24 protein-coding genes and 2 riboswitches are annotated in these 23,728 nt (G+C 72.8%); of the genes, 10 read left to right on the forward strand and 14 right to left on the reverse strand.

Going from position 1 to position 23,728, the window contains the following annotated elements:
• Window positions 1-91: 91 nt before the first annotated feature.
• The 4 genes from B085_RS0111300 to B085_RS0111315 form a co-directional block, all read right to left on the reverse strand.
• Window positions 92-805, reverse strand: coding sequence for an SDR family NAD(P)-dependent oxidoreductase (locus tag B085_RS0111300; RefSeq protein WP_018558682.1), 714 nt, complete (start codon window positions 803-805; stop codon window positions 92-94).
• An 82-nt stretch (window positions 806-887) separates the two neighbouring features.
• A complete protein-coding gene (locus B085_RS0111305; protein ID WP_018558683.1) occupies window positions 888-2,162 on the reverse strand; it encodes a YbfB/YjiJ family MFS transporter in 1,275 nt (424 codons plus the stop codon).
• A gap of 114 nt (window positions 2,163-2,276) precedes the next feature.
• Window positions 2,277-2,579, reverse strand: coding sequence for a muconolactone Delta-isomerase family protein (locus B085_RS0111310; RefSeq protein WP_018558684.1), 303 nt, complete (start codon window positions 2,577-2,579; stop codon window positions 2,277-2,279).
• Between the two features lie 196 nt (window positions 2,580-2,775).
• On the reverse strand, window positions 2,776-3,165 hold the full coding sequence (locus B085_RS0111315; protein ID WP_018558685.1) for a YybH family protein: 390 nt from the start codon (window positions 3,163-3,165) through the stop codon (window positions 2,776-2,778).
• Window positions 3,166-3,398: 233 nt separating this feature from the next.
• Between B085_RS0111315 and B085_RS0111320 the strand changes: the two genes are divergently transcribed.
• On the forward strand, window positions 3,399-4,430 hold the full coding sequence (locus tag B085_RS0111320) for an NAD(P)H-dependent flavin oxidoreductase (RefSeq protein ID WP_018558686.1): 1,032 nt from the start codon (window positions 3,399-3,401) through the stop codon (window positions 4,428-4,430).
• Window positions 4,431-4,482: 52 nt separating this feature from the next.
• On the opposite strand, the gene B085_RS0111325 is transcribed toward B085_RS0111320, so the two are convergent.
• Window positions 4,483-5,103 carry an HAD-IA family hydrolase gene (locus tag B085_RS0111325; protein WP_018558687.1) on the reverse strand — a complete coding sequence of 207 codons (621 nt, stop codon included), beginning with the start codon at window positions 5,101-5,103 and terminating at the stop codon, window positions 4,483-4,485.
• A 320-nt stretch (window positions 5,104-5,423) separates the two neighbouring features.
• Between B085_RS0111325 and B085_RS0111330 the strand changes: the two genes are divergently transcribed.
• Window positions 5,424-6,482: an alpha/beta fold hydrolase gene (locus B085_RS0111330; protein ID WP_018558688.1), complete on the forward strand. Its 1,059-nt coding sequence runs from the start codon at window positions 5,424-5,426 to the stop codon at window positions 6,480-6,482.
• A 231-nt stretch (window positions 6,483-6,713) separates the two neighbouring features.
• Here B085_RS0111330 and B085_RS0111335 read toward each other — a convergent pair whose 3' ends face one another.
• Complete coding sequence (locus tag B085_RS0111335) at window positions 6,714-8,399, reverse strand: cytochrome c biogenesis protein DipZ (RefSeq protein ID WP_018558689.1); 1,686 nt, start codon at window positions 8,397-8,399, stop codon at window positions 6,714-6,716.
• A gap of 121 nt (window positions 8,400-8,520) precedes the next feature.
• Window positions 8,521-8,724 carry a hypothetical protein gene (locus B085_RS0111340; RefSeq protein ID WP_018558690.1) on the reverse strand — a complete coding sequence of 68 codons (204 nt, stop codon included), beginning with the start codon at window positions 8,722-8,724 and terminating at the stop codon, window positions 8,521-8,523.
• Between the two features lie 227 nt (window positions 8,725-8,951).
• Here B085_RS0111340 and B085_RS0111345 point away from each other — a divergent pair, with 227 nt between their 5' ends.
• The 3 genes from B085_RS0111345 to B085_RS42090 all read left to right on the forward strand — a co-directional run bounded on the left by B085_RS0111345 (window position 8,952) and on the right by B085_RS42090 (window position 11,198).
• Window positions 8,952-9,131: a hypothetical protein gene (locus B085_RS0111345; protein ID WP_018558691.1), complete on the forward strand. Its 180-nt coding sequence runs from the start codon at window positions 8,952-8,954 to the stop codon at window positions 9,129-9,131.
• A 377-nt stretch (window positions 9,132-9,508) separates the two neighbouring features.
• The gene (locus B085_RS0111355) at window positions 9,509-10,525 is read left to right on the forward strand and encodes an alcohol dehydrogenase catalytic domain-containing protein (protein ID WP_018558692.1); all 1,017 of its coding nucleotides are present in this window, start codon (window positions 9,509-9,511) and stop codon (window positions 10,523-10,525) included.
• Window positions 10,526-10,607: 82 nt separating this feature from the next.
• Window positions 10,608-11,198: a TetR/AcrR family transcriptional regulator gene (locus B085_RS42090; RefSeq protein ID WP_018558693.1), complete on the forward strand. Its 591-nt coding sequence runs from the start codon at window positions 10,608-10,610 to the stop codon at window positions 11,196-11,198.
• A gap of 53 nt (window positions 11,199-11,251) precedes the next feature.
• Here B085_RS42090 and tsaA read toward each other — a convergent pair whose 3' ends face one another.
• A complete protein-coding gene (gene tsaA, locus B085_RS0111365; protein ID WP_018558694.1) occupies window positions 11,252-11,677 on the reverse strand; it encodes a tRNA (N6-threonylcarbamoyladenosine(37)-N6)-methyltransferase TrmO in 426 nt (141 codons plus the stop codon).
• A 365-nt stretch (window positions 11,678-12,042) separates the two neighbouring features.
• Here tsaA and B085_RS0111370 point away from each other — a divergent pair, with 365 nt between their 5' ends.
• Both B085_RS0111370 and B085_RS0111375 read left to right on the forward strand, forming a co-directional pair.
• Entirely contained in the window at window positions 12,043-12,291 is a 249-nt protein-coding gene (locus tag B085_RS0111370) for a hypothetical protein (RefSeq protein WP_018558695.1), read from the forward strand.
• Between the two features lie 153 nt (window positions 12,292-12,444).
• Window positions 12,445-13,272, forward strand: coding sequence for a PhzF family phenazine biosynthesis protein (locus B085_RS0111375; RefSeq protein ID WP_018558696.1), 828 nt, complete (start codon window positions 12,445-12,447; stop codon window positions 13,270-13,272).
• A gap of 7 nt (window positions 13,273-13,279) precedes the next feature.
• On the opposite strand, the gene B085_RS0111380 is transcribed toward B085_RS0111375, so the two are convergent.
• Together B085_RS0111380 and B085_RS0111385 are read right to left on the reverse strand one after the other, a co-directional pair.
• Window positions 13,280-14,107 (reverse strand): type II CAAX prenyl endopeptidase Rce1 family protein, encoded by an 828-nt coding sequence (locus B085_RS0111380; protein ID WP_018558697.1) that lies wholly within the window; start codon window positions 14,105-14,107, stop codon window positions 13,280-13,282.
• A gap of 34 nt (window positions 14,108-14,141) precedes the next feature.
• Window positions 14,142-15,638 carry a glutamate--cysteine ligase gene (locus B085_RS0111385; RefSeq protein ID WP_018558698.1) on the reverse strand — a complete coding sequence of 499 codons (1,497 nt, stop codon included), beginning with the start codon at window positions 15,636-15,638 and terminating at the stop codon, window positions 14,142-14,144.
• Window positions 15,639-16,195: 557 nt separating this feature from the next.
• Between B085_RS0111385 and B085_RS0111390 the strand changes: the two genes are divergently transcribed.
• Together B085_RS0111390 and B085_RS0111395 are read left to right on the forward strand one after the other, a co-directional pair.
• The gene (locus B085_RS0111390; RefSeq protein ID WP_018558699.1) at window positions 16,196-16,786 is read left to right on the forward strand and encodes a hypothetical protein; all 591 of its coding nucleotides are present in this window, start codon (window positions 16,196-16,198) and stop codon (window positions 16,784-16,786) included.
• Between the two features lie 248 nt (window positions 16,787-17,034).
• Entirely contained in the window at window positions 17,035-17,241 is a 207-nt protein-coding gene (locus B085_RS0111395; RefSeq protein ID WP_018558700.1) for a DUF5999 family protein, read from the forward strand.
• A 69-nt stretch (window positions 17,242-17,310) separates the two neighbouring features.
• On the opposite strand, the gene gcvP is transcribed toward B085_RS0111395, so the two are convergent.
• Complete coding sequence (gene gcvP, locus B085_RS0111400) at window positions 17,311-20,196, reverse strand: aminomethyl-transferring glycine dehydrogenase (protein WP_018558701.1); 2,886 nt, start codon at window positions 20,194-20,196, stop codon at window positions 17,311-17,313.
• A gap of 34 nt (window positions 20,197-20,230) precedes the next feature.
• A riboswitch (glycine riboswitch) is annotated at window positions 20,231-20,353 on the reverse strand.
• 1 nt (window position 20,354) lies between these two features.
• Window positions 20,355-20,459, reverse strand: a riboswitch (glycine riboswitch).
• Between the two features lie 101 nt (window positions 20,460-20,560).
• Here gcvP and B085_RS0111405 point away from each other — a divergent pair.
• Window positions 20,561-20,941: a PRC-barrel domain-containing protein gene (locus tag B085_RS0111405; protein WP_018558702.1), complete on the forward strand. Its 381-nt coding sequence runs from the start codon at window positions 20,561-20,563 to the stop codon at window positions 20,939-20,941.
• Here B085_RS0111405 and B085_RS0111410 read toward each other — a convergent pair.
• The 3 genes from B085_RS0111410 to B085_RS0111420 form a co-directional block, all read right to left on the reverse strand.
• Window positions 20,854-22,311, reverse strand: coding sequence for a DNA polymerase IV (locus B085_RS0111410; RefSeq protein WP_018558703.1), 1,458 nt, complete (start codon window positions 22,309-22,311; stop codon window positions 20,854-20,856). The genes B085_RS0111405 and B085_RS0111410 overlap by 88 nt on opposite strands.
• 82 nt (window positions 22,312-22,393) lie before the next feature.
• Window positions 22,394-23,017 (reverse strand): MerR family transcriptional regulator, encoded by a 624-nt coding sequence (locus B085_RS0111415; RefSeq protein ID WP_026250925.1) that lies wholly within the window; start codon window positions 23,015-23,017, stop codon window positions 22,394-22,396.
• Between the two features lie 192 nt (window positions 23,018-23,209).
• Window positions 23,210-23,683, reverse strand: a complete 474-nt coding sequence (locus B085_RS0111420; RefSeq protein ID WP_018558705.1) for a bifunctional nuclease family protein — start codon at window positions 23,681-23,683, stop codon at window positions 23,210-23,212.
• Window positions 23,684-23,728 lie beyond the last annotated feature (45 nt).

The following is a 23,728-nucleotide window of genomic DNA, read 5'->3' on the forward strand; positions in this document are numbered from 1 at the left end:
CACGTCGCACGGCACCCCGGCACGGCGAAGGCCCCGGACGTCTTGGTCCGGGGCCTTCGCCGCGCACTCGGCCGGCGACCGACCGGGCCGGTCAGCGACCGGCGGTCTGGCCGCCGTCCACGGGAAGGGTCACGCCGGTCACGAACGGGGCGTTCTCCAGGTAGAGCACCGCGTCGACGATGTCACCCACCTCACCCATACGCCCGACCGGGTGCAGCGCGGCCAGCCACTCGTGCGTCTCCACCGGGTGCATCGGGGTCTTGATGGTGCCCAGCGCCACCGCGTTCGCACGGATCCCCTGGGTCGCGTACTCGGTCGCCAGCGCACGGGTCGCCGCCTGCAGGCCGCCCTTCGTCAGCGAGGCCAGCACCGACGTGATCTTCGCGTCCGCCTGGTCACCGAGGCTGCTGGAGATCTGGACCACGTGCCCGCCGCCCTGCTGGAGCATGCGCTCCACCGCGAGCTGCGTGATCCGGAAGAAGCCGTCCACGTTGATGCCGAGCACGCTGCGGTACTCCTCCTCGGTGTACTCCGTGAACGGCTTGGCGACGAAGACGCCGGCGTTGTTGACCAGCGTGTCCACCCGGCCGAAGCGCTCCACCGCCGTGGCGATCACACGCTCCGCCGTCTCCCATTCGGCGATGTCCCCCCGGACCGTCACCACTCCCGGGTCCGCCGACTCGCCGATGTTCCGCGAGGTGGCGACGACGGCGTAGCCGAGCTTGCGGTAGCCCTCCACGACTCCGGCGCCGATGCCCTGCGAGGCACCTGTGACGACCGCGACCTTCTGACCCTGAACGCTCATGGTGTTCCTTCTCCGAGGGGTGACATGGGGATCCGGCACTAGACGACCGGTCACTTAAAAGTAGACGACCGGTCTAGAAATGTCAAAGACCCGGTATGCGGGCTGGGGTGCCCCCACCCGGCACCGCCTCCCGGACACCGGCCGGGTCCATGCGGTGCGGGAACCCGACACGCAGCACGAACGCCGCCGCGGCGGCGGCCAGGACGACGAGCGCCGCCAGGACCAGGGCCTGCCGGTAGCCGTGCCTCAGCAGGGGCTCCACGGCCAGCGGGCCGAGGATCTGCCCCACCGAGTACCCGGCGGTCAGCAGGGCGACCGCGCGCGGGAACCGCAGATGCGTCCCGGCCGCCAGGGCGACCGTGCTCACGCCGATGAAGGTGGCGCCGAAGAGGAACGCCGAGACCAGTGCCGCGGCCGGCCCCTCGACCAGAGCGGGCAGGGCGATCCCGGCGGCCTGCACGACCAGCGCCGCGAGCAGTACGTCCGGGCGCGACCAGCGCCGCCCCAGCCCCGCCCACAGCGCGGCGGAGGGAACGGCCGCCACCCCGGCCAGCACCCAGGCGCCGGTGCCGAGCCGGCCGGGTGAGCCCTGGTCGATCGCGGCGACCAGGAAGGTGCCGGCGATGATGTAGCCGACGCCTTCCAGCGTGTACGAGGCGAACAGGGCGCCGAACCAGCGGTGTGTGCGCGGCGCCGTACGCGTCCGCCCCCCGGCAGCCGGCGCGGCCGCGGAAGCCGCGGGGGCCGCGGTCGTCGGCGCGGATTCCGTTCGCATCGTCCACGCCGGCACCGACAGCAGTGCGGCGAGGGCGGCGGACGCCCACCACGCGGCCCGCCAGTCCGCGAAACCGCGCAGCACGAGGACGAGCAGGCCGGACAGGGCGATCCCGGCGCCGATCCCGCCGAAGCCCCAGCCGGGCAGGTGCGCGGGGTGCTCGCGCAGCCGCCCGAGGAGCGCGCTGACGGCGATGACGAAGACCGTCGCGCTCACCGCGCCCGCGACCAGTCGCAGCACCAGCCACACCGCGGTCGTACGGGTGAGCGGCATGGCGGCGAGGCTCATGACGAGCAGCAGCAGCGAACCACGCAGGACGGCGGCGGAGCGCGTCAGCCGGGGGAGGAAGGTCCCGGCCAGCGCGCCGACGAGGTAGCCGACGTAGTTCGCGGTGGCCAGGTGCGCGCCGGCCCCGGCGGTCAGTCGCGCCTGAGCGTGCATCAGGGGGAGGATCGGGGTGTAGACGAAGCGCCCGACCCCCATCGCCGCCGCCAGCGCGGCCGCGGCCCGCAGTACGTGGCCCCAGGGCGAGCCCGGGAGGCCGCCGGGTGCGGCGGACGGGCGCTGGATTGAATCGCTCATGACATCTTCCTCGATGGGCGGGGTCCGGGTCGGGACGGCCGACGGCCCCCCGCGGGGACCGTGTCAGGTCGGCGGGGAGCCGTGGGGGTGCCGTGTGCGGCGGGGTGTGCGCGGTCAGACGCCGGCGCGCGCCTTCCCCGGGTCGTTGGGGTGCGACTGCAGCGCGGTGACGACCGCGGACATCCACGGCCACAGCGGCAGCGTGCCGAGGACCTTCTCATACAGCCCGGCCTCGTCGTCGGCGCGCCACAGCCCGATGCTGCGCAGTTCGCCCACCGGGCGCCACAGCCGGACGAGGTGCCCGGCGGCGGCCAGTTCCCCGGCCCGGACGGCCTCGGCCGCGCGACGCCGGTCGACCTCGGCCGGGTCGGTGCCCTCGGGAACGGTGGTGGTCAGCTCGACCAGGAACTCCTTCACGGTGTTGCCTCTCCTAGAACCTGGAAAACGGCCGGAACGTTCTGCGGGGCGCACGGCCGGGCCGGTGACGTGGTGCCGGTCCCGCCTGCCCCCACCCTGCGCCCGCGGGCCGGGGCGGCGCCACGACCGGTTGCCTCCCTGCTGGAAGGCGCAACCTCGCAACGGGCCCCGCCCGTACGGCGGGTGACGTCCGGTCTCAGTGGTCGGTGACGATCCGGGAGACGTGGTAGGCGCGGATCAGCCAGCCGTCGCCCTCGCGCCGCAGGACCAGCGAGAGGTGCACGGGGGCCGTCCAGCCCTCCGCGCCCCGGAAGACGACGTCGGCGAAGCCGCCGGCCACGTCGTCGCCGATGCGGTAGCCCTGGATCCTCCCCACGTCCGCCCAGCGGTCCTCGGCCACGGCCTCGTAGTAGGCGCGCACCGCGTCCCGGCCCGCCGTGACCTCGGGCCCGAAGCCCTGGAACAGGGCGTCGGCGGTGAACAACGCGGCCATCTCGTCCGGCCGGTGGCCGTCGAAGGCGGCCTTCCAGCGGGACACCACCTCGCGCATGGGTCCGTTCGTCGTGTCCGTCGGATCAAGGCTCATGTCGGTTCTCCTCTGTGCTCAACGGTAGGAAGGGCGGCGCCCGCCCGCGTGCGGAGGGCGACCGGACCGGGGACGACCAATGATAGTCGACCGGTCAAATAAAAATAGTTGGACGGTCGTATACTGGCAAACAGGGCCGTCCGGTGGCGCCGGCGACAGGCCCCGCCGACACCGCCCGACCCTGCTCGCCCCGCGAACGAGCGTCGCCGCCCCGCAGGAGGAACACTCACATCATGGTCTCGCCACTGCTCGCACTCGGGGTGGACACCCCGGTCCTCGCCGCGCCGATGGCCGGCGGTCCCACCACGCCCGCACTGGTCACCGCCGCCGCCCGGGCCGGCGGTCTGGGCTTCGTGCCCGGCGGGTACCGCACCACCGCGGCGCTGGCCGAGCAGATCGCCGCCGTCCGGTCCGCGGGGGTGCCCTTCGGCGTCAACCTCTTCGCGCCCAATCCCGTCCCGGTCGACCCCGGTGCCTTCCGGCGCTACGCCCGTGCCATCGCGCCCGACGCCGGGATCCACGGCATCGACACCGCGACCGCGGACGCCGTCGAGGACGACGACCACTGGGCGGACAAGGTCGCCCTGCTGCTCTCCGACCCGGTGCCGGTGGTGAGCTTCACCTTCGGCATCCCGGAGGCCTCTGTCGTCTCCGCGCTGCGCGCCGCGGGCAGCCTGGTCGTCCAGACCGTCACCTCGGCCGCGGAGGCCCGGGCGGCCGCGGAGTCCGGCGCCGACGCGCTGGCGGTCCAGGCGTCCGCCGCGGGCGGGCACTCCGGCACCCTCACCCCGCAGCACACCCCGGCGGCCGTCCCCCTGGAGGACCTGCTCGGCCAGGTGCGCGCGGCCGTCCCCCTGCCGCTCGTCGCCGCCGGCGGCCTGGCGACCCCCGCGGCAGTGGCCGGTGCGCTGCGCGCCGGAGCCGACGCGGTCATGGTCGGCACCGTCCTGATGCGCGCCGACGAGGCCGGCACCTCCACTCCGCACAGGGCGGCGCTGGCCGACCCCGCACGCACCGGGACAGTGGTGACCCGGGCGTTCACGGGACGCCCGGCGAGGGCGCTGCGCAACGAGTTCACCGACCGCCACACCGGCGCGGCACCGGCCGGCTACCCGGCCCTGCACCATCTGACCGGCCCGATGCGCAGGGCGGCCGCCGCCGCGGGCGACCAGGAGCGGATCCATCTGTGGGCCGGCACCGGCCACCGTCACGCCACCGAGGAGCCCGCGGAGCGGATCCTGCGGCGGCTCGCGTCCGGGATCTGATCCAGGACGCCTGCGGGCGGGCCGCACGCGCCGGCCCGCCCTCTCCGGGCCGTCAGCTCAGAGCGACACCGAGCAGGACCTCCAGCTGGGCGATCGTCCCCTCGGGGTCCTTGGCGTGGACGCCGGCGAGCCCCAACTCGGCCGCCGGCGCGAGGTACTGCTCGGTGTCGTCCACGAACACGCAGGCCTCGGCGGGCAGACCGAGCTCCTTCAGCGCCAGTTCGAAGATCGCGGGCTCCGGCTTGCGCATCCCGTGGTGCTCGGAGATGACCACCGCGTCGTACGAACCCTCCAGGTCGTAGCCCTCGTAGAGGTCCCACGGCGCGAAGCCGACGGAGTTGGACAGGATCCCCACGCGCACCCCGGCGCGCCGGGCGGCGGCCGCGGCGTCGATCAGGGCCCGCTCGGGCCGCAGGTCGGCGAAGATCCGGCCCATCAGGTTGTCCGGCGCGACATCGAGGCTGCGGGCCGCCGCGGTGTTCCACTGCTCCTGGGAGATCACGCCGCGTTCGAGGTCGTGGGTGCGCCGGGTGCCCTCCTCGTCGAGGTAGAGCGCCGTGATGCAGGCGCCCTCGGCGAGCCCCTCGCGCCGCTCGAAGGCGAGCACGGCGGGCAGCAGGGGCGTGGTGAGGACACCGCCGAAGTCGAGGATCAGGCCGGTGCGGTGGGACATGGCGGAACTCCAGCGGTAGCGACGAGGACGCGTGCCACCGCGATGCGGACGCGGCAGCCGCGTGGTGGGCCGTCCGCCGGCGACGCTGCCGCGCGGGGCCCGCGGGGGCCGGTCCGCGACGGCGGCCGCACGGGCGGCACGCGCGGGACACGACCGGACGTCATCCTGCCACCCCCTTCCGCCGCCCGGCCGGCCACCCCTCCGCCGACCGGGGGCGACTCGGCGACCGACCTCACAATCGTCACCGCCTTGACCGGTGACGCATGCGCGTGCAAGGGTTGCCGGCGGGAGAACCCCAGGAACATGAAAGAAGGTTGGGAATGATCGACAGGCGCAGCTTCGGCAAGGTCTTCGGTGCGGGCGCGGCCGCGGCGTCGCTCGCGGGGCTGTCGGGCCTCGCGTCACAGCCCGCTTCGGCGGCGACGGCGCACGGGCCGGGGCCGGACGCCCGAGGGACGGCTCCGGTCCGGGGTACGTACACCTCCCTCGGCGCCCTCAAGCAGGTGGAAGCGGGCGTCCTCGACATCGGTTACGCCGAGTCCGGCCCCGCCGACGGCCCCGTGGTGATACTCCTGCACGGCTGGCCGTACGACATCCACAGCTACGTCGACGTCGCACCCCTGCTGGCGGCCGAGGGCTACCGCGTCATCGTCCCGCACCTGCGCGGCCACGGCACGACGCGCTTCCTGTCGCCCCGCGCCTTCCGCAACGCCCAGCAGTCGGTGGTGGCGCTCGATGTCATCGCCCTGATGGACGCCCTGCGGATCGAGAAGGCCGTGCTGGCCGGCTACGACTGGGGGTCGAGGACCGCCGACATCGTCGCCGCCGTCTGGCCGGAGCGCTGCAAGGCCCTGGTCTCCGTCACCGGCTACCTGATCACCAACCGGGACGCGAACAAGCAGCCGCTGCCGCCGAAGGCGGAGTGGGCGTGGTGGTACCAGTACTACTTCGCCACCGAGCGGGGCCGCCTCGGCCTGGAGGAGAACCGGCACGACCTCGCCCGCCTGGTCTGGGAGTTCAACTCCCCCACGTGGGAGTTCGACGACGCCACCTTCCGCCGCACCGCGGCGTCGTTCGAGAACCCGGACTACGTCGCCATCGTGCTCCACAACTACCGCTGGCGGCTCGGCCTCGCGAAGGGCGATCCGCGCTACGACCGCCTGGAGCGGCGGCTCGCCGCGGGCCCGATGATCGCGGTGCCCACCATCACCCTCGACGGCGGGGACGATCCGTTCACCCCGGCCGGGGAAGGGGCCGCCTACCGCGCCAAGTTCTCGGGCCGGTACGCCCACCGGACGCTGAAGGGCATCGGCCACAACGTGCCCCAGGAGGCACCGGAGGCGTTCGCGGCGGCCGTCGTCGACGTCGACTCCTTCTGAGCCGGGCCGCCAACGACCCGGGCATCGGTGCCGGCACCGGATCGGGGCGGAGGGGGAGCACGGCACCAACGACGGTGCCGTGCTCCCCCTCCGCCCCGTTCCGCTGTGTGCGCGCCGCGCACGAACACTCTCGCGCGGGGCCGCACCGGCCGTCCGCCGGCGGCGTGCCACCGCCCCCGGCCGTGTCACGGACGGGGGCGGTGGCGGTACGGCAGGCCGGCGGCCGTGCGGTCAGCCGAAGGTGAAGGAGTAGGCGCTGAGCCCTGGCGAGAGCTTCAGCGTCAGGACGCCCTGGCGGGACGAACCGCCGCTCACCACACGGTGGATGCCGGGGGCGCCGGAGACGGGGAGGGTGGTGGTCCGCCCGTCCAGGGTCGCGGTGACCGTTCCGGTGCCACCGACGTCGAGGTAGACGTCGCGGGCGAAGAAGTCCAGCGTGATCCCGGCGTTCCGCCCGCTGGTGACCGCTTCCGCGCCGGCCTGCCAGGTCCCGGTCAGGGCGGCCTGGCCGGGAAGTAGTTCCTCCGGGCGGGCGAACTCACCGGTGCCGGTGGTCACGGGTCCGTTCACCACGGCGGCACTGCGGCCCGCCCCCAGCGGGATCTCCGGGGTCTGCCGCTGGTCGGTCGGGGTGTCGTCGGGGACGTCCGTGGGCGGCGGCAGTGCGGCGCCGGGGCGGGCGTCGGTCAGCAGTCGCCGGATCAGGGACTCGGTGCCGCCGTAGCCGCCCTCGCCGACGGCGACGTGCCGGACCGTGCCGCGGGCGTCGATCAGGTACTGGGTGGGCCAGGCCTGGTTGCCGAAGTTGTCCCAGGTCGCGTAGTCGTTGTCCAGCGCCACCGGGTAGTCGACGCCGAGCCGCCGGGCGCCCGCCGCGACGTTCCCGGGGACGCGCTCGAAGGCGTACTCGGGGGTGTGCACACCGATGACGACGAGGCCGTCGGACCGGTAGTTCTCGTACCAGGCGCCGACGTGCTCGATGGCGCGCTGGCAGTTGATGCAGGAGTAGGCCCAGAAGTCGACGAGGACGACCTTGCCGGCCAGTGACCTCTTCGTCAGCGGCGCGTCCCCCGGCGTGTTCAGCCACTGCTGGATCCCCGAGATCTCCGGCGCCGCGCCGCAGTCCAGGAGGACGGCCTCGGTCTCCTCCGCGCAGGAGCGCAACTCCCGCGAGCCGGAGGCGCCGTGCCCGCCGGGGAGACCGGGGCCGGCGATCGCGTCGTTGACACGGGAGGTGTAGTCGGGGACGGCTCGCTGCACGACGTCGGTGAGGTTGAAGGTGAGGCCGAAGGCGAGGACGACGAAGGTCAGTCCCGCGGCGAACCGCACCCCGCGCTGCCGCTCGCGGAACGCGCGCACCCGCTCGCCCACCCTCCGGCCGGCCAGCGCGAAGAAGAGCAGCGGAATCGCGGTGCCGACCGCGAAGGCGACGGCGAGCACGACCGTCCCCGGGCCGATCCGGTGGGTGGCGCCGGCGACGGCGATCGCGGCGAGCACAGGACCGGCGCAGGGCACGTACACCGTCCCGAGGACGAGTCCCAGCAGGAACCCGCCCCGGCCGCCCCCGACGCGCCGCTGCCCGAGCCGGGCGAACGGGCGCTCCAGCAGGTCCTGCACGGCCGGGAACATCATGGCCACGCCCAGCAGGAGCAGCACGCCGAGTCCCACCCACCGCAGGATGTCCGGCGGCACCGGCAGGGCGCCGAGCACAAGGGTGCCGAACAGCGTGATGAGGCTGAAGCTGACGACCAGTCCGGCCATCACCGCGTACGGCCGGCTCCTGCGCGCCGGTTCCGCCCCCTGCCGGGACGCGGGGACCCCGCCCGAGAGGAAGACCAGGGGCAGGACGGGAAGCACGCACGGGGAGACGGCGGTGACGAATCCACCGACCAGCCCGATGAGCAGCAGGGTGAGCAAGACGACCTCCGGACGGGGCTCTCACGAACGGCCCCGGGGGGAACGGCGGGCGCCGGGAGCCTGATCCCCGGCACGACGCGGACTGACGGTGCCGCCTCCACGGGCGGCGGCGGGCACGGCCTCAGACGGCGGTGGCCCCGGCGGTCACCGGGACGGCGAGCACCATGGAGCGGGGGCGGATCGGTGCGCGGCCGTGCCCTGCGCCCGCACCTCGCGCCGGGTGGCCGTGGTCTTCACCACGTCCGGGGAGCGCGCGGCCGGTCGCCCGGCCGTCGCGGCGCTCTCCGGCGGCGGTGACGACCGTGATGTGGTTCGTCTCGGTCACGAGCGGCCTTTCTCGCACGTCCCGGGCCGAGCACGACCCGATTCCCCCACCTCTCCAGATGTGGAAACGACTGTGACAGAGCCATTCGTCACCTGTCAAACAGGTGACGCCACTACTCCGGGCATCAGCCATCCCCAGTGCACATGAGACGAATCACTCCCTTGACAGGTGACAGTCGGGGAGACATCGTCGACGGAACGACACCCGCCCGCGGAGGAGACGACGCGATGCCGCCCACGCAACACAAGACGCCCGATGCCGCCGCGACGGCGCGCAGGACCCGGTTCGGCAAGCTGCCGGAGCGCATAAGGCCCGACCAGATGGTCCAGGAGACCCCGGCCACGGCACCCGACCCGGCCCGGCGCGTGTACAGCGCCGACGAGTGGCTCGTCCGCTACTGCCTGTGAATCGCGCCGGTCCCACCGGCCGTGAAGACGGAGGTTTTCCCGTGCGTGTCCCCAAGCCCCTCCTGGCGGCGTCCCTGATGGTGCTCGCGGCGGCCGTGAGCGTCGCCTGCTTCGCCCAGGTCGTCTGACCGCCCCGCCCACTGCGCCTCGCCGGCCCGCCCCGACCACCGTCGGGGCGGGCCGGCGCCCTCTTGCCCAGGCCCGGCCGGGCACGCCGGGCGGCGCTTGACGCATTTGAGACGACCGGTCATATTGGATTCCCGGCGCAGGTCCACCCGTCGCTCCGGCGCGACGCGTGCGGCCTGCGCCGCGGCCGGCGCCGCCGCTGTGGCGCCCCGCCCGGCCACCCCCAACCAGCCGAACCGTCGAGGAGAACCATGTCCACGTACCGCGCATTCGAGGTCACAGGCGCCCGCAACTTCGAGCTCGTCACCCGCGAGATCGTCGCCCCACCCGCCGGGCACGTCCGGCTGAGGGTGGAGAACTGCGGCGTCTGCCACTCCGACGCGCTCGCCGTGGAGGGCATGCGGGCCGACCCGTCGCAGCCGATCGTCCCCGGCCACGAGGTCGTCGGCGTCATCGACGCGGTCGGCGAGGGCGTGACCACCTGGCGGGTCGGCGACCGTGTCGGCGTGGGCTTCCTCAACGGACACTGCGGCGAGTGCACCTCCTGCCGCCGCGGAGACTTCGTCAACTGCACCGACCAGCCCCAGACCGGCACCACCACCGACGGCGGTTACGCCGAGATGATGATCGCCCGCAGCAGCGGCCTGGTCCGCGTGCCGGACGCGCTCTCCCCCGCCCTCGCCGCCCCGCTGCTCTGCGCCGGCCTCACGACCTTCAGTGCCCTGAGCCGGCTGGACGTCCGCCCCGGCGGGCTCGTGGCGATCCAGGGCATCGGCGGCCTCGGCCACCTGGGCCTCCAGTACGCCGCCCGGCTCGGCTACCGTGTCGCGGCCATCGCCCGCGGCCCCGAGAAGGAGCGGCTCGCCCTCGAACTCGGCGCGAACCACTACATCGACAGCGCCGCGCAGGACCCGGGAGCCGAGCTCCGCAAGCTGGGCGGCGCGGACGCCATCGTCGCCACGGCGTCGAGCGGCACGTCGATGACGCCGCTGGTCCCCGGGCTCGCCCCGCGTGGGCACATGGTCGTGGTCGGCGTCTCCATGGACCCGCTCTCCGTGGCCACGCCCGACCTGATCCTCGCCTCGCGCACCATCAGCGGCAGCCTGACCGGCTCCGCGATCGAGAACGAGGACAACCTCGAGTTCAGCTCGCGCTCCGGTGTCCGTCCGATGATCGAGACGATGCCCCTGTCGCAGGCGCCCGAGGCCTACGCGCGCATGATGTCCGGAAAGTCCCGCTTCCGGGTCGTGCTGGACGCCGCTGCCTGACCCGGCGGGGCGTGCCCTGCCGGGTGTATTTTTGACAGGCAGGAGACGACCGGCCATATTGCGGTCCGGAGGAGGAGGCGCCATGGCCCGGCAGAGCATGCGCGAGGCGATCGTCGACGCGGCGGTCGCGCAGTTCCACGCGAAGGGGTACAACGCCGCGGGCGTGAAGGACATCACGGACGCGGCCGGAGTACCGAAGGGGTCGTTCTACAACCACTTCGACAGCAAGGAGTCGCTGGCCCTCGTCGCGCTCGACCGCTACGGCGCGGGCCGGCGGACGCACGAGCTGGCGGAACCGGGAATCCCGCCGCTGGCCCGGCTGCGCGCGCACTTCGAGATGCTGCGGGACGAGACCGTGGACGCGGACTTCACCCGGGGCTGCATGTTCGGCAACTTCGGCGCCGAGATCGCCGACCACAGCGAGACGATCCGCGCGGGCGTCCGCACCTCACTCGGCGTGTGGGCCTCGCTGATCGCCGGCGCGCTCGCCGAGGCGCAGCGCGCCGGCGAGCTGCGGGCGGACCTCGACACCGGGCGGACGGCACGGTTCGTGCTCAACGCCTGGGAGGGAACGCTGATCACCGCCCGTTCCGGCCGGTCGGACGAGGCCTTCGAGGACTTCTTCGACACGGTCTTCGGGACGATGCTCACCCCGCCGCCAGGCACGTCCTGAGGTGTGACGACGCGATGGTGCCCGGCCGCCCCCGGCGACCGGGCACCGTCCCGTCAGCGATCGCCCGGCCGTTCGAGCACCGGCTTCACGTCCAGGACGGGCGTGCCGTCCAGCGCCTCCAGGTCCCGCACCCGCAACCGCAGGCCGTCCGCCTCGACGACCCGGACGCGGTGCAACCCGACCGGGTTCGGCCGGTCCGGCGACCGCGTGGCGAACACCCCGGTGAGCGGCCGTTCCCGGTCTCCACGCGGCCGCAACTCCAGTACGTCCCTGCGGGCCCGGTCCAGCCAGGTCAGCACGACCACGTCCGTACCGGCCCGCAGCCCGCGCAACGCCCGAGCGACGCCGGGCTCGAAGACCAGCCACGCCTCCGGGGACCCTTCGTCCCCCTGCTTCGGCGCCTCGTCCCGGCTCCGCAACGGCGACTCGACATACCCCACGGCCCGCAGGACGTACTCCGACTCCGGCGCCCCGTCCATCCGCCACCTCCTCCGGCGTCACGATGTGCCATCGCACCCCCGGTCCGTGCCGTCGAACGGCCCGGACAGGGCACAGTGGTGATCCTGCATCACACGAGCCGAGGACGGACCATCCTGTGCGTGATCGACACCGCGGCCGAGGCCATGGTGACCCGGTTCCTCCGCGACCATCCGGACGCCGGGCGGGACGGTGCGACGCACCCCGCGCTGCGCGGCTGTACCGAGGTGCCGTGGGCCGACCTCCCCGGCCGCCCCGCGGGGCTGCCTGCCCTCCTCCACGCGCTGTTCGACGAACGCGCCGCGCCCGAGGCCGTGCGGCGCTCACCGACGTCCTGTTGGACGGCGTCTTCCGGAGGGGCGCCGCGATGCCGGCCGCCCTGCCGTTCGTCATCCGCCTCGCCGTGTGTCCTGAGGTCCCGGTGCGCTCCGGCCTCACCGACCTCGTCGCCGTGGCGGCCGAACTCGCCGAGCCGGTCGATCCGGAAGACGAGCATGCGGTGCGCCTCCGGGGGTTGGACGCCGATCATCCGGAACGCGCGCTCTGCCGTGCCGTGCTCGCCGCGCACGCCGCCCTGGTGCGCCCGATGATGTCCGACGACCCGCCGCCCGCCTGAGAGGCTGCCACGGGGCGCACCAAGGTCACGGCCTCAAGACAGCCGTACGCACGCCCTGTTGGGACACGGATCCGGCTGCGGCACCCGCCGCGCGGGCCACGACCCCTCGATTGGCCCTGGCCGGTCGCCGCGGCGCCTCCGTAGGCTCGCGACATGCGGATCCGTATCGTCGACGCCTTCACCGACCGCCCCTTCGCCGGCAACCCCGCTGGCGTGCTGCTGCTGGACGCGGACAGCTTCCCCGAGGACGGCTGGCTCCAGCGGGTCGCCGCGGAGGTCAACCTCTCCGAGACCGCGTTCGCCCATCCCACGCCGGGCACCCAGGACACGGACTGGGCCCTGCGCTGGTTCACCCCCAGGGCCGAGGTGAACATGTGCGGGCACGCGACGCTCGCCACCGCGCACATCCTGCACAGCACGGGCGCCGCCCGCGGCCCGGTGAGGTTCGGCGCCCGCTGCGGCGTCCTCACCACGACCGCCGCCGAGGACGGCACCATCACCATGGACTTCCCGGTCGCCCCGCTGACCTCGGTCGTCGTCACGGGCGAGATCTCCGCGGCGATCGGCGCCGACGTGCTGTCGGTGCACGAGACCGGCGACGACGTGGGCGACCTGATGGTGGAGGTCGTCGACGAGAGGACCGTACGGGCGCTCACGCCCGACATCGCCGCCGTCGCCGCGCTGCCCTCCAGGCGCGGCCTCGTCGTGACCGCCGCCGCCGAGTCCCCGGCGACGACCGGCTACGACTTCGTCTCACGCGGCTTCTTCCCCGCCGTCGGCATCGACGAGGACCCGGTCACCGGCAGCGCCCACACCGCGCTGGCGCCGTTCTGGTCACGGCGTCTGGGCCGCGACGAACTCACCGGGCTGCAGGCCTCGGCGCGTTCCGGCCTGGTGCGCACGGTGCTGAGCGGCGACCGCGTACGGCTCAGCGGCCGTGCCGTCACCGTGATCGACGGCGAGCTGCACGCCCACCCGTAGGGCGGTCTCAGGCGGTCGGCAGCCAGCCGACCTTCCCGGCGAGCAGGGCGTAGCCCACGAAGGCCACGATGTCGATGAGCCCGTGGGCCGCCACCAGCGGCCCCACCCGGCCCCAGCGCCGGTAGAGCAGCACGAAGACGACGCCCATCGCCATGTTCCCGATGAGCCCGCCGATGCCCTGGTAGAGGTGGTACGAGCCGCGCAGCACACTGCTGGCCACCAGCGCGCCGACCGGGGTCCAGCCCAACTGGCCCAGTCTGCGCAGGAGATAGCCGACGACGACGACCTCCTCGAGCACGGCGTTCTGGATCGCGGAGGCGATCAGCACGGGGATCTTCCACCAGACGTCGGGCAGCGACTCCGGCACGACCGTCAGGTTGAACCCGGAGGCGCGCGCGCCCAGATAGAACAGCAGCCCGGTGCCGCCGATGGCCGCGGCCAGGGCGGCGCCGCGCAGCAGGTCGGTCCGCGGGCGGCGCAGGTCGAAACCGATGACCGGCATGCCCGTTCCCTCGCGGGCCAGCAGATGGGCGACGAGCGCGACCGGGACGAGCGCCGTGGCGACGCCGAACAACTGCCAGGACAGGTCCAGCCACGGACGGCCCGGCGCCTGCGAGCCGACGAGGGTGGCCGCCTGGTCCTTGAGCCCGCCGGGCTTGGTCAGCGACCCGACGAAGCTGATGAGTGCCGAGAGCGCGCTCGCCCCGAGCGACAGCGCGAGCACCAGAAGGGTCTCGCTGCGCAGCGTACGCGGGGCGAGCCGCTCCACCGTGCCGGCCCCGGCCCCGCCCGGCTCCGCCGCGTTCCTGTCCTCAGATGCCTCCACCCGCGCCATCCTGCCTCATCGGTGCGACGGCGCGGGCGGCGGCTCAGCGTTCCCGCGGCCACTCGTGCACGGGGGCGCCGGTGTGCATCAGCTCGCAGTAGCGCAGGGTCATCGCGGCCAGCGCCCGCTGGCGGTCCAGCCCGCGGTCCAGCTCCTGGTGGAAGGCGACGGCCTGCCACTCGGCGCCGTTCATGCGGTTGCGGCAGCGGCCCTCGATGATGCCGAGGTAGTGGTCCCGGTCCACCGGGTCGATCCCCCAGGCGTCCAGTCCCGCGGCGGCCATCGGCAGCAGTTCGTCCAGGACGAGCTCGACGGCCCCGATCTCCATGAGACCGCTGCCGCGCCCCGGCCGGGGCCAGGTGAACACCGCGTCGATGCCGTACCGGCACGCGGCGTCGAAGTTCGCGGCGGCCGCCGCGAACGGCAGCCGGCTCCACACGGGGCGCGACGCCTCGGCGAGGGAGCGGACGAGCCCGTAGTAGAAGGCGGTGTTGGCGAGCACGTCGGCGACGGTGGGCCCGGCCGGCATCACCCGGTTCTCCACCCTCAGGTGCGGCACGCCGTCGACGACCGCGTACACGGGGCGGTTCCAGCGGTAGATCGTGCCGTTGTGCAGCGTGAGTTCCTTCAGTTGCGGCACCCCGCCCTCGTCGAGGACGTGCAGCGGGTCCTCGTCCTCGCAGATGGGCAGCAGGGAGGGGAAGTAGCGCACGTTCTCCGCGAAGAGGTCGTACGCGGAGTCGATCCAGCGTTCGCCGAACCAGGTCAGCGGGCGCACGCCCTGGGCCCGGTGCTCCTCGGGCCGGGTGTCGGTGGCCTGCTGGAAGAGGGTGGGCCGGGTCTCCCGCCACAGCTCACGGCCGAACAGGAACGGGGAGTTGGCACCGAGCGCCACCTGCGGGCCGGCCACGACCTGCGCGGCGTTCCACACCGCGGCGAAGCGCGCGGGGGTGACCTGGAGGTGCATCTGCATCGAGGTGCACGCGGCCTCCGGGGCGATCGAGCCGGAGACGCAGGTCAGCCGCTCCACCCCCGAGATGTCGAGGGTGATGTCCTCGCCGCGGGCGGCCAGGATGCGGTCGTTGAGCAGCATGTAGCGGTCGACGCGGGAGAGATTGGCACCCACCAGGTCCTGTGCGCCGAGGGTGGGCAGGATTCCCACCATGACGATGCGCGCGCCGACCTCGCGGGCCTTTCCCTCGGCATATCCCAGGCCCATGCGCAACTCTTCGGCGAGACGGTCCAGGACCCGGCCGGAAAGCCGGTGCGGCGCGATGTTCACTTCAATGTTGAACTGCGCGAGCTCGGTCTGGAAATCGCGGCTCGCGATGCGCTCGAGGACCTCCTCGTTCATCATGCGCGGCAGCCCGTCGCGGTCGGTGAGATTGAGTTCGATCTCCAGCCCCATGAGATTGCGGGGACGGTCGAACCGCTTCTCCTCCAGCAGTCGTTCCAGCCCCAGCAGGCACTGCTTGAGCTTCCTGCGGTACCGCTGGCGGTCGGCCAGGTCGAACCCCGTGGCCGCGACCTTTTCCCCCATCGGAGGTCCTTCCTCGAGTGGGCCGTGATCACATCATGCCCAGCCCTGAGATCGATAAGGCCCCCGGCCCCGGTCCGGAGCCGCTAAGCTGGCCAAGAGCACCGTCTCGCGGCACATTCCACGGGCACGTACGGAATTCACATGCCGACGTCGGCCCTCTCGTGAAAAACACCGATGAGATTCAGCCATCCGCAGTAACACGGAAAGCGCAGTTCACGGCGTGGGCGACGGTGCAATCGGGGAGCAATTACCTGCCCAGGGTGTCCTGGAACCGCCTTGCCCGTAATATCACTGACGGCTAGATGAAACACTGCGCGAACACACCTCGTATATCCTTTCGTTCACAGGCAGAGCCTCCGCGACCCGCCGCGCGCCCGCGACGCACCGGCCACGGGAAGGGATCCGCATGCCCACGCTGATTCCGTTCGTCGCCGCCCCCACGCGCCTCACGGATCCGGGCTGTCCCGGCCTGCCGCCGTGTCGTCTGCTCCATCGCTGACAGTGCTGTCCGCACCCCGCCGAGCACCCCCGTGTCTCCTCATGAGAGGCCGCCCACCATGCCGCTGCAGGTAGCCCCAGCCCCCGCTCCCGCCCTGCGGAGCGTTCTCGCCGCCCTGAGCTCCCCGACCGCAGTCCGCGAGGCCCGCACCCCCTCGCTGCGCAACGCCACGGGGCCGCTGGTCGCCGAGCACCCGCTCCCGCTGCACGTCCTCGACCCCGTGATCACCGAACCGGGAGGACTGCCGCGCGCGCGACTGACCGGCTGGCGCTTCCACATCCGCACCGGCGAGAAGGTCGCCGCCGCTGGCGAGACGGTGGACACCCCGGACGGCTGGGCGTTCTCGCACTTCTGCGAGGGCCCCTACCTCGACTCCACCGAGCGCGCGCTGCGCCAGGCCGACGCGCTCACCACCCCTTACCAGCCGCACCTGCTCTCGGTACCGGGGCTCTACATGCTGACGCTGTGGCTGCACGGGGACGTCGCGGCCGACGCGGGCACCGCGCAGCCGGCCCCCGCCGACCTGCTGATCCCGCTGGCGCCGGCGCCGCCGGGGATCGCCGCGCACCGTATGCACCGGCTCTCCGACCTGGTGCCGGTGCTGACCCTGCGGCTGGCTCCGCCACCGCTGCTGGGCACCACCGCCTGAGACTGCCGGCTGGGGCGACCTCGCACGCCTCCGTGACCGTCCGGTCACGGAGGCGTTGCATTGTCCGGGCAACCGCCCGCGAGAGTGAATGCGTCCCCAACTAACGAGGACAGCTCACGCGAAATCCCTGCGGAAATCCCTCAGTAGAGCAACACTGGGACCGACCGACTGAACGGGGGAGCGGCATGACTGAGGTTCCTACCCAAGGCAGCCGTACTTCACACCACTCGCAGCGAAAGACGTCGTCCATGTGCCCGCACCAGCCGCAGTGTCCGTCCGCCGGCAGCCCCGACCGTGAGGCCGCCCACATCACGGCCAGCCACCCCGAGCAGGGCTGGAGCCTACTGTGCAACGGCGTCCTCCTCTTCGAGGACACCGGTGAGCTGCTGCCCGACGGGCAGATCATCGCCCCGCACCGCCCGCTCGGCAGCGAGCACATCGTCACGGCGGCCTGACCGGGCCGGGAACGACACAGGGCCGACCCCGCTGCTGCAGCGGGGCCGACCCTTGAGCGTCAACCGCCCTTACGCGTCGTACTCTTCGAGCGGAGGGCAGGAGCAGACGAGGTTGCGGTCGCCGAAGGCGCCGTCGATGCGGCGGACCGGCGGCCAGTACTTGTCCGCGGCCGACACACCGGCGGGGAAGACCGCCTCCTCACGGGAGTACGGGTGCCCCCAGTCGCCGCCCAGGGCCGCGGCCGTGTGGGGGGCGTTGCGCAGCGGGTTGTCGTCCTTGGGCCACTCCCCCGAGCCGACCCGCTCGACCTCGGCGCGGATCGCGATCATCGTGTCGCAGAAGCGGTCCAGCTCCGCGAGGTTCTCGCTCTCCGTCGGCTCGATCATCAGCGTCCCGGCCACCGGGAACGACATCGTCGGCGCGTGGAAGCCGTAGTCGATCAGGCGCTTGGCCACGTCGTCGACCGTCACGCCCGTCTCCTTGGTCAGCGGGCGCAGGTCGATGATGCACTCGTGCGCGACGAGCCCGCCGGGACCGGTGTAGAGCACCGGGAAGTGCGGCTCCAGGCGTTTGGCGATGTAGTTCGCGCTGAGCACGGCGACCTGGGTGGCGCGCTTGAGGCCCTCGCCGCCCATGAGGCGCACGTACGCCCACGAGATCGGGAGTATGCCGGCCGAGCCCCACGGCGCGGCCGAGATCGGGCCGACGCCCGTCTCCGGGCCGGCGGACGGCTGGAGCGGGTGGTTGGGCAGGTACGGGGCGAGGTGGGCGCGGACCGCGACCGGGCCCACGCCGGGACCGCCGCCGCCGTGCGGGATGCAGAAGGTCTTGTGCAGGTTCAGGTGCGACACGTCGCCGCCGAAGTGGCCGGGCTTCGCCAGGCCCACCAGGGCGTTGAGGTTCGCGCCGTCCACGTAGACCTGGCCGCCCGCGTCGTGCACCGCGGCGCAGATGTCGCCGATGTGCTCCTCGAAGACGCCGTGCGTGGAGGGGTAGGTGACCATCAGCACGGCGAGTTCCTCGCGGTGCTGCTCGATCTTGGCGCGCAGGTCCTCGACGTCGACCTCGCCGTCGCCGGCGGTCTTGACGACGACAACCTTCATACCGGCCATCACGGCGCTGGCGGCGTTGGTGCCGTGCGCGGAGGACGGGATCAGGCAGACCGTGCGCCGGCTGTCGCCGTTCGCGCGGTGGTAGGCGCGTACGGCCAGCAGGCCGGCGAGCTCGCCCTGGGAGCCGGCGTTCGGCTGGAGGCTGACCTTGTCGTAGCCGGTGACCTCGGCGAGGCGCTCCTCCAGCTCACGGATGAGGGTCAGGTACCCCTCGGCCTGGTCGGCCGGCGCGAAGGGGTGCATCGCGCCGAACTCGGGCCAGGTGACCGGCTCCATCTCGGTGGTCGCGTTGAGCTTCATGGTGCAGGAGCCCAGCGGGATCATGCCGCGGTCCAGCGCGTAGTCGCGGTCGGCGAGACGGCGCAGGTAGCGCAGCATCGCGGTCTCGGAGCGGTGCTGGTGGAAGACCGGGTGGGTCAGGTAGTCCACCGCGCGGGCCAGGCCGGCGGGCAGCGCGTCCTCGGTGGCCGCGTCCAGGGACTCGACGTCGGCGGTCACGCCGAAGGCGCCCCAGACCGCGGCGAGATCGGCGCGGCCGGTGGTCTCGTCGCAGGCGATGCCGACCAGGTCGGCGTCGACCTCGCGCAGGTTGACCCCGGCCTCGCGGGCGGCGGCCACGACCTCTGCGGCACGGCCGGGCACACGCGCGGTGACGGTGTCGAAGAAGGCGCCCGTGGTCACCTCGACGCCTCCGGCGCGCAGGCCGGCGGCGAGGACCGCGGCGTAGCGGTGGGTGCGGCGGGCGATCTGGGCCAGGCCGTCGGGGCCGTGGTAGACCGCGTACATCCCGGCCATGACGGCCAGCAGCACCTGCGCCGTGCAGATGTTGCTGGTGGCCTTCTCGCGGCGGATGTGCTGCTCACGCGTCTGCAGCGCCAGACGGTAGGCCCTGTCCCCGTCGGCGTCGACGGAGACACCGACCAGGCGGCCCGGCAGGCTGCGGGCGTACGTGTCGCGGACGGCCATGTAGCCGGCGTGCGGGCCGCCGAAGCCCATGGGCACGCCGAAGCGCTGGGTGGTGCCGACCGCGATGTCGGCGCCGAGCTCGCCCGGGGAGGTGAGCACGGTCAGGGCCAGCAGGTCGGCGGCGACGGTGACGATCGCACCGATTCCGTGGGCCTGCTCGACGACCGGCTTGAGGTCGCGCACGGCGCCGGAGGCGCCCGGGTACTGCAGCAGCACGCCGAAGACGCCCCGCTCGGCGATCTCCGCCGGGATGCCGTCGCTGAGGTCGGCGACGACGACCTCGACACCGGTCGGCTCGGCGCGGGTCTCGATCACGGCGACGGTCTGCGGGAAGGTGTCGGCGTCGATCAGGAAGACGCCGTCCTTGACCTTGCCGACACGGCGGGCGAGCGCCATCGCCTCGGCGGCCGCGGTGCCCTCGTCGAGCAGCGAGGCACCGGAGGTGGGAAGCCCGGTGAGGTCGGCGACGACCGTCTGGAAGTTCAGCAGGGCCTCCAGGCGGCCCTGGGAGATCTCCGGCTGGTAGGGCGTGTACGCCGTGTACCAGGCGGGGTTCTCCATGACGTTGCGCAGGATGACCGGCGGGGTGAAGGTGCCGTGGTATCCGAGGCCGATCATCGGCCGCAGCACCTGGTTGCGGTCGGCGAGCGAACGCAGCTCGGCGAGGACCTCGGGCTCGGTGCGGGCGCCGGACAGGCCGAGCGCCTCGGCGCTCTTGATCGCGTCCGGGACGGCTGCGGCGGTCAGCTCGTCCAGCGAGCCGTAGCCGACCTGCGCGAGCATCTTGGCCTGCGCACCGGCGTCGGGCCCGATGTGACGCTGCTCGAAGGGGATGCCGCGCTCCAGCTCGGAGAGTGGGATGCGGTTGGCGGTCATCTGCGGAGGCCTCCTGGTCTGGCGCGACACGGCCTCCCCCTCTGTCATCTGAACCTGAGAGCTTCACCGTCCCGCACATGCGCCGGGGCGGCTTTCACCGTCGGTGAGGAACAGGCCGCGCACAGTTTGTGCCGCCCTTTCCTGCTTTCCAGAGTGACCTCACCCATGCGGTACGGATGCCTGAGAGATTCCGGGGAGGGTTTGCTCCTTCGGCGCCCGACGGGCGGTTCCCCGCGTCGTCAGGACTCTCCCGCAAGGGGTCAGCAGCCGCTGTCAGCGTACCAGCGCGGTCAGGGAACGAGTCATGTGACAGCCGCCACCTTTCGTGCCTAAATAGGATTAAACGCGACCAGTTGGAGGGACCGTGCAGACCGGTATCGATCCGCGCAGCCTCATCGGACGCAGGGCCTTCGACCGCAACGGGATGAAGATCGGCACCGTCGACGAGGTGTACCTCGACGACGCCACCGGGGAACCCGAATGGGCTGCGGTGCGCACCGGTCTCTTCAGCCGTGACGCGTTCGTGCCGCTGGAACCGAGCGAGTTCACCGGGGAGGAGCTGCGCGTGCCGTTCGACAAGGCACTGATCAAGGACGCCCCGGACTTCGGCGTGGGCCGGCACCTCTCCCCCGAGCAGGAGCTCCAGCTCTACCACCACTACGGCATGAGCGGGCCCTCGCTGTCCGGCCCGGTGCCGGAGCCCCCGCCGGACCGCGACTTCGGCACGCTGGCGGGCGACAGCTGACGCGGGAGCGCCGGCATGCCCGATAACACCAGCGGGAGCGGCTCGGACGGCTCCAGCTCCGTGTCGTCCACCGCGAAGGTTCGCACCCGCCCCGGCGCCGCCGAACCCGGTTCCTCGAAGCGCACGGTGACCCTGCCGACGCCGCTGCCCTGCACCCATCCGGCGCCGTACTCGCTGTGCCGTACGTCCTGGCCGGGCACCCAGCGCCGCTCCTGCGGCGCAGGCTCCCGGGGTACCTCCGCGGGCCGCTCCGGCACCCCCTGCGACGCACCGGAATCCTCCTCCGCGGCGCTCTCCTCCTCCCGTTCCGCCGCCTGGGCGAACAGGTCCTCCTGCGTGAAGTCGGCGAGCCCGGCGACACCGACCCCGAGCAGCCGGACGCCGCCGGTGATGTCGACGGCCTCGAGCAGCCGGGCCGCGGTCTCCCGGACGACCGCCAGGTCGTCGGTCGGGGCGCGCAGCGTCTCGGAGCGGGTCAGCGTCGTGAAGTCGTAGCGCCGCACCTTCAGCACCACCGTGCGGCCCGAGCGGCCCGCGGAGCGGAGCCTGCGCACGCAGCGGTCGGCCAGGCGGTCCACCTCCAGCCGGACCCGTACCCGGTCGGTGAGGTCCACGTCGAAGGTGTCCTCGACCGAGACCGACTTGCTCTCCCGGTCGGCGACCACCGGCCGCTCGTCGACAGCCAGGGCCATCCCGTACACATGGGCGCCGTGCGCCTTGCCGAGCAGCCGCACCAGCTCGGCCTCCCCCGCCTCCACCACCTCGCCGACCATGAGAATGCCCGCTCTCCGCAGGTGCTCCGCCGTCGCGGGACCCACGCCGGGCAGCGTGCGCACCTGCATGGGGGCCAGCAGCTCACGCTCGGTGCCGGGCTCGATGAGCACCAGGCCGTCCGGCTTGGCCTGCTCCGAGGCGATCTTGGCGATCAGCTTGGAGCCCGCGAGCCCCACGGAACCGGTGACCCCCGTCGCCGCCCTGATGTCCGCCCTCAGCCGCTCCCCCACCGCGCGCGGGTCGTCCGCGATCCCGCCCGCCTCCAGGTCCACGAAGGCCTCGTCCAGGCTGAGCGGCTCGACCAGCGGCGAAAGCCTCGACAGCAGCTCCATCACGGTGTCGCTGATCTGCCGGTAGACCGCGAAGCGCGGAACGAGGTAGGCGGCGTTGGGGCACAGCCTGCGCGCGTGGGCCATGGCCATGGCCGAGTGCACCCCGTGCACCCGGGCCTCGTACGACGCGGTCGCCACCACCCCGCGCGGCCCGACACCCCCCACGATGACCGGCTTGCCCCGCAGACTCGGCTTCGCGGCCTGCTCGACGGCGGCGAAGAACGCGTCCATGTCGAGGTGGAGGATGGTCGGCGCGCTTCTCACAGTCACCGATGGTGCACCATTGGTCCGACATCCGCCGTACGTGTGTACGGCGGACGGATGGGGCGCGGCCGGTCCGGCCCGGTCAGCCCGCGCGGTTGCGGCGCCGTGCCAGCTCGTCGCCCGGGTTGTGCCCGACCAGGGTCTCCCCGGTGTCGACGCGCTCGGAGTGCAGCTGCGACAGGGCGCCCTCGACGTCCCGCCACACCACCCCCACAGCGATCCCGAAGATCCCCTGACCGCCCTGGAGCAGGTCGACGACCTCGTCCGGCGAGGTGCACTCGTACACCGTCGCCCCGTCGCTCATCAGCGTCATACGGGTGAGTTCCGCGGGCCCGCTGGACCGCAGGTGCTGCACGGCGGTGCGGATGTTCTGCAGGGAGACGCCCGTGTCGAGGAGCCGCTTGACGATCTTGAGGACCACGACGTCCCGGAAGCTGTACAGCCGCTGCGTCCCCGAGCCGTACGCGGGCCGGATGCTGGGCTCCACGAGCCCGGTACGCGCCCAGTAGTCGAGCTGGCGGTAGGTGATGCCGGTCGCCGCGCAGGCGGTGGGCCCCCGATAGCCGACCCGTTCGCCGGCCCCCTCCGGCAGCTGTCCCGAGGTGTCGCCCGAACCCCCTCCGGGGGGCGTCGCGGCGTTGCGGGCCAAGGCCCCGCGCATCGGATACGGGCCGCCGAAGGCCGTACCGTCGCCGGTGCTTCTCACGCCGACCTCCCGTCCCTTCGCACCCCTCAGGGCACGCGCACGTGCCATCGGGACTTTCCTTCTCGACGGTAGGCAGTCACTCCGGGTGCGTCAACGATCGCCACGCTCGGCACGCCGAGTGATATCAACCCCAGAGGTGGTTTTCCGTGTCCACGGTGAGGGTAGGGCTGGACGAATGGCCTCGGCGGGCCCTCATTGACTGCTGGTGCCGAAGTCCTCGGGCGAGATCTGGTCGAGGAACTCGCGGAACTTCTCGACCTCGTCCTCCTGCTCGTCGGGAATGGCGATGCCGGCGTCGTCCAGCACACCGTCGCTCCCGTAGATGGGGGTTCCGGTGCGGAGCGCCAGCGCTATGGCATCCGAGGGACGGGCGCTCACCTCCACGCCGCTGGCGAACACCAGCTCCGCGTAGAAGACGCCGTCGCGGAGGTCGGTGATCCGGACCTCTGTCAGCGTCTGGCCGACGGCCTCGAGCACGTCCTTGAACAGATCATGGGTCAGCGGCCGCGCGGGCGTCATGCCCTGCTGCGCGAAAGCGATGGCGGTGGCCTCCCCCGGCCCGATCCAGATGGGCAGGTAGCGGTCGCCTCCCACTTCCCGCAGGAGCACAATCGGCTGGTTGGAGGGCATTTCGACCCGGACACCCACGACGTCGAGCTCGTTCACACAGCAACCCTAGGCCGTGCCCGGCAGGTTTGGGTAGTCGGGACG

Origin of the sequence: Streptomyces sp. BoleA5 (assembly GCF_000373665.1) — a bacterium.
In the GTDB taxonomy this organism is placed as follows: domain Bacteria; phylum Actinomycetota; class Actinomycetes; order Streptomycetales; family Streptomycetaceae; genus Actinacidiphila.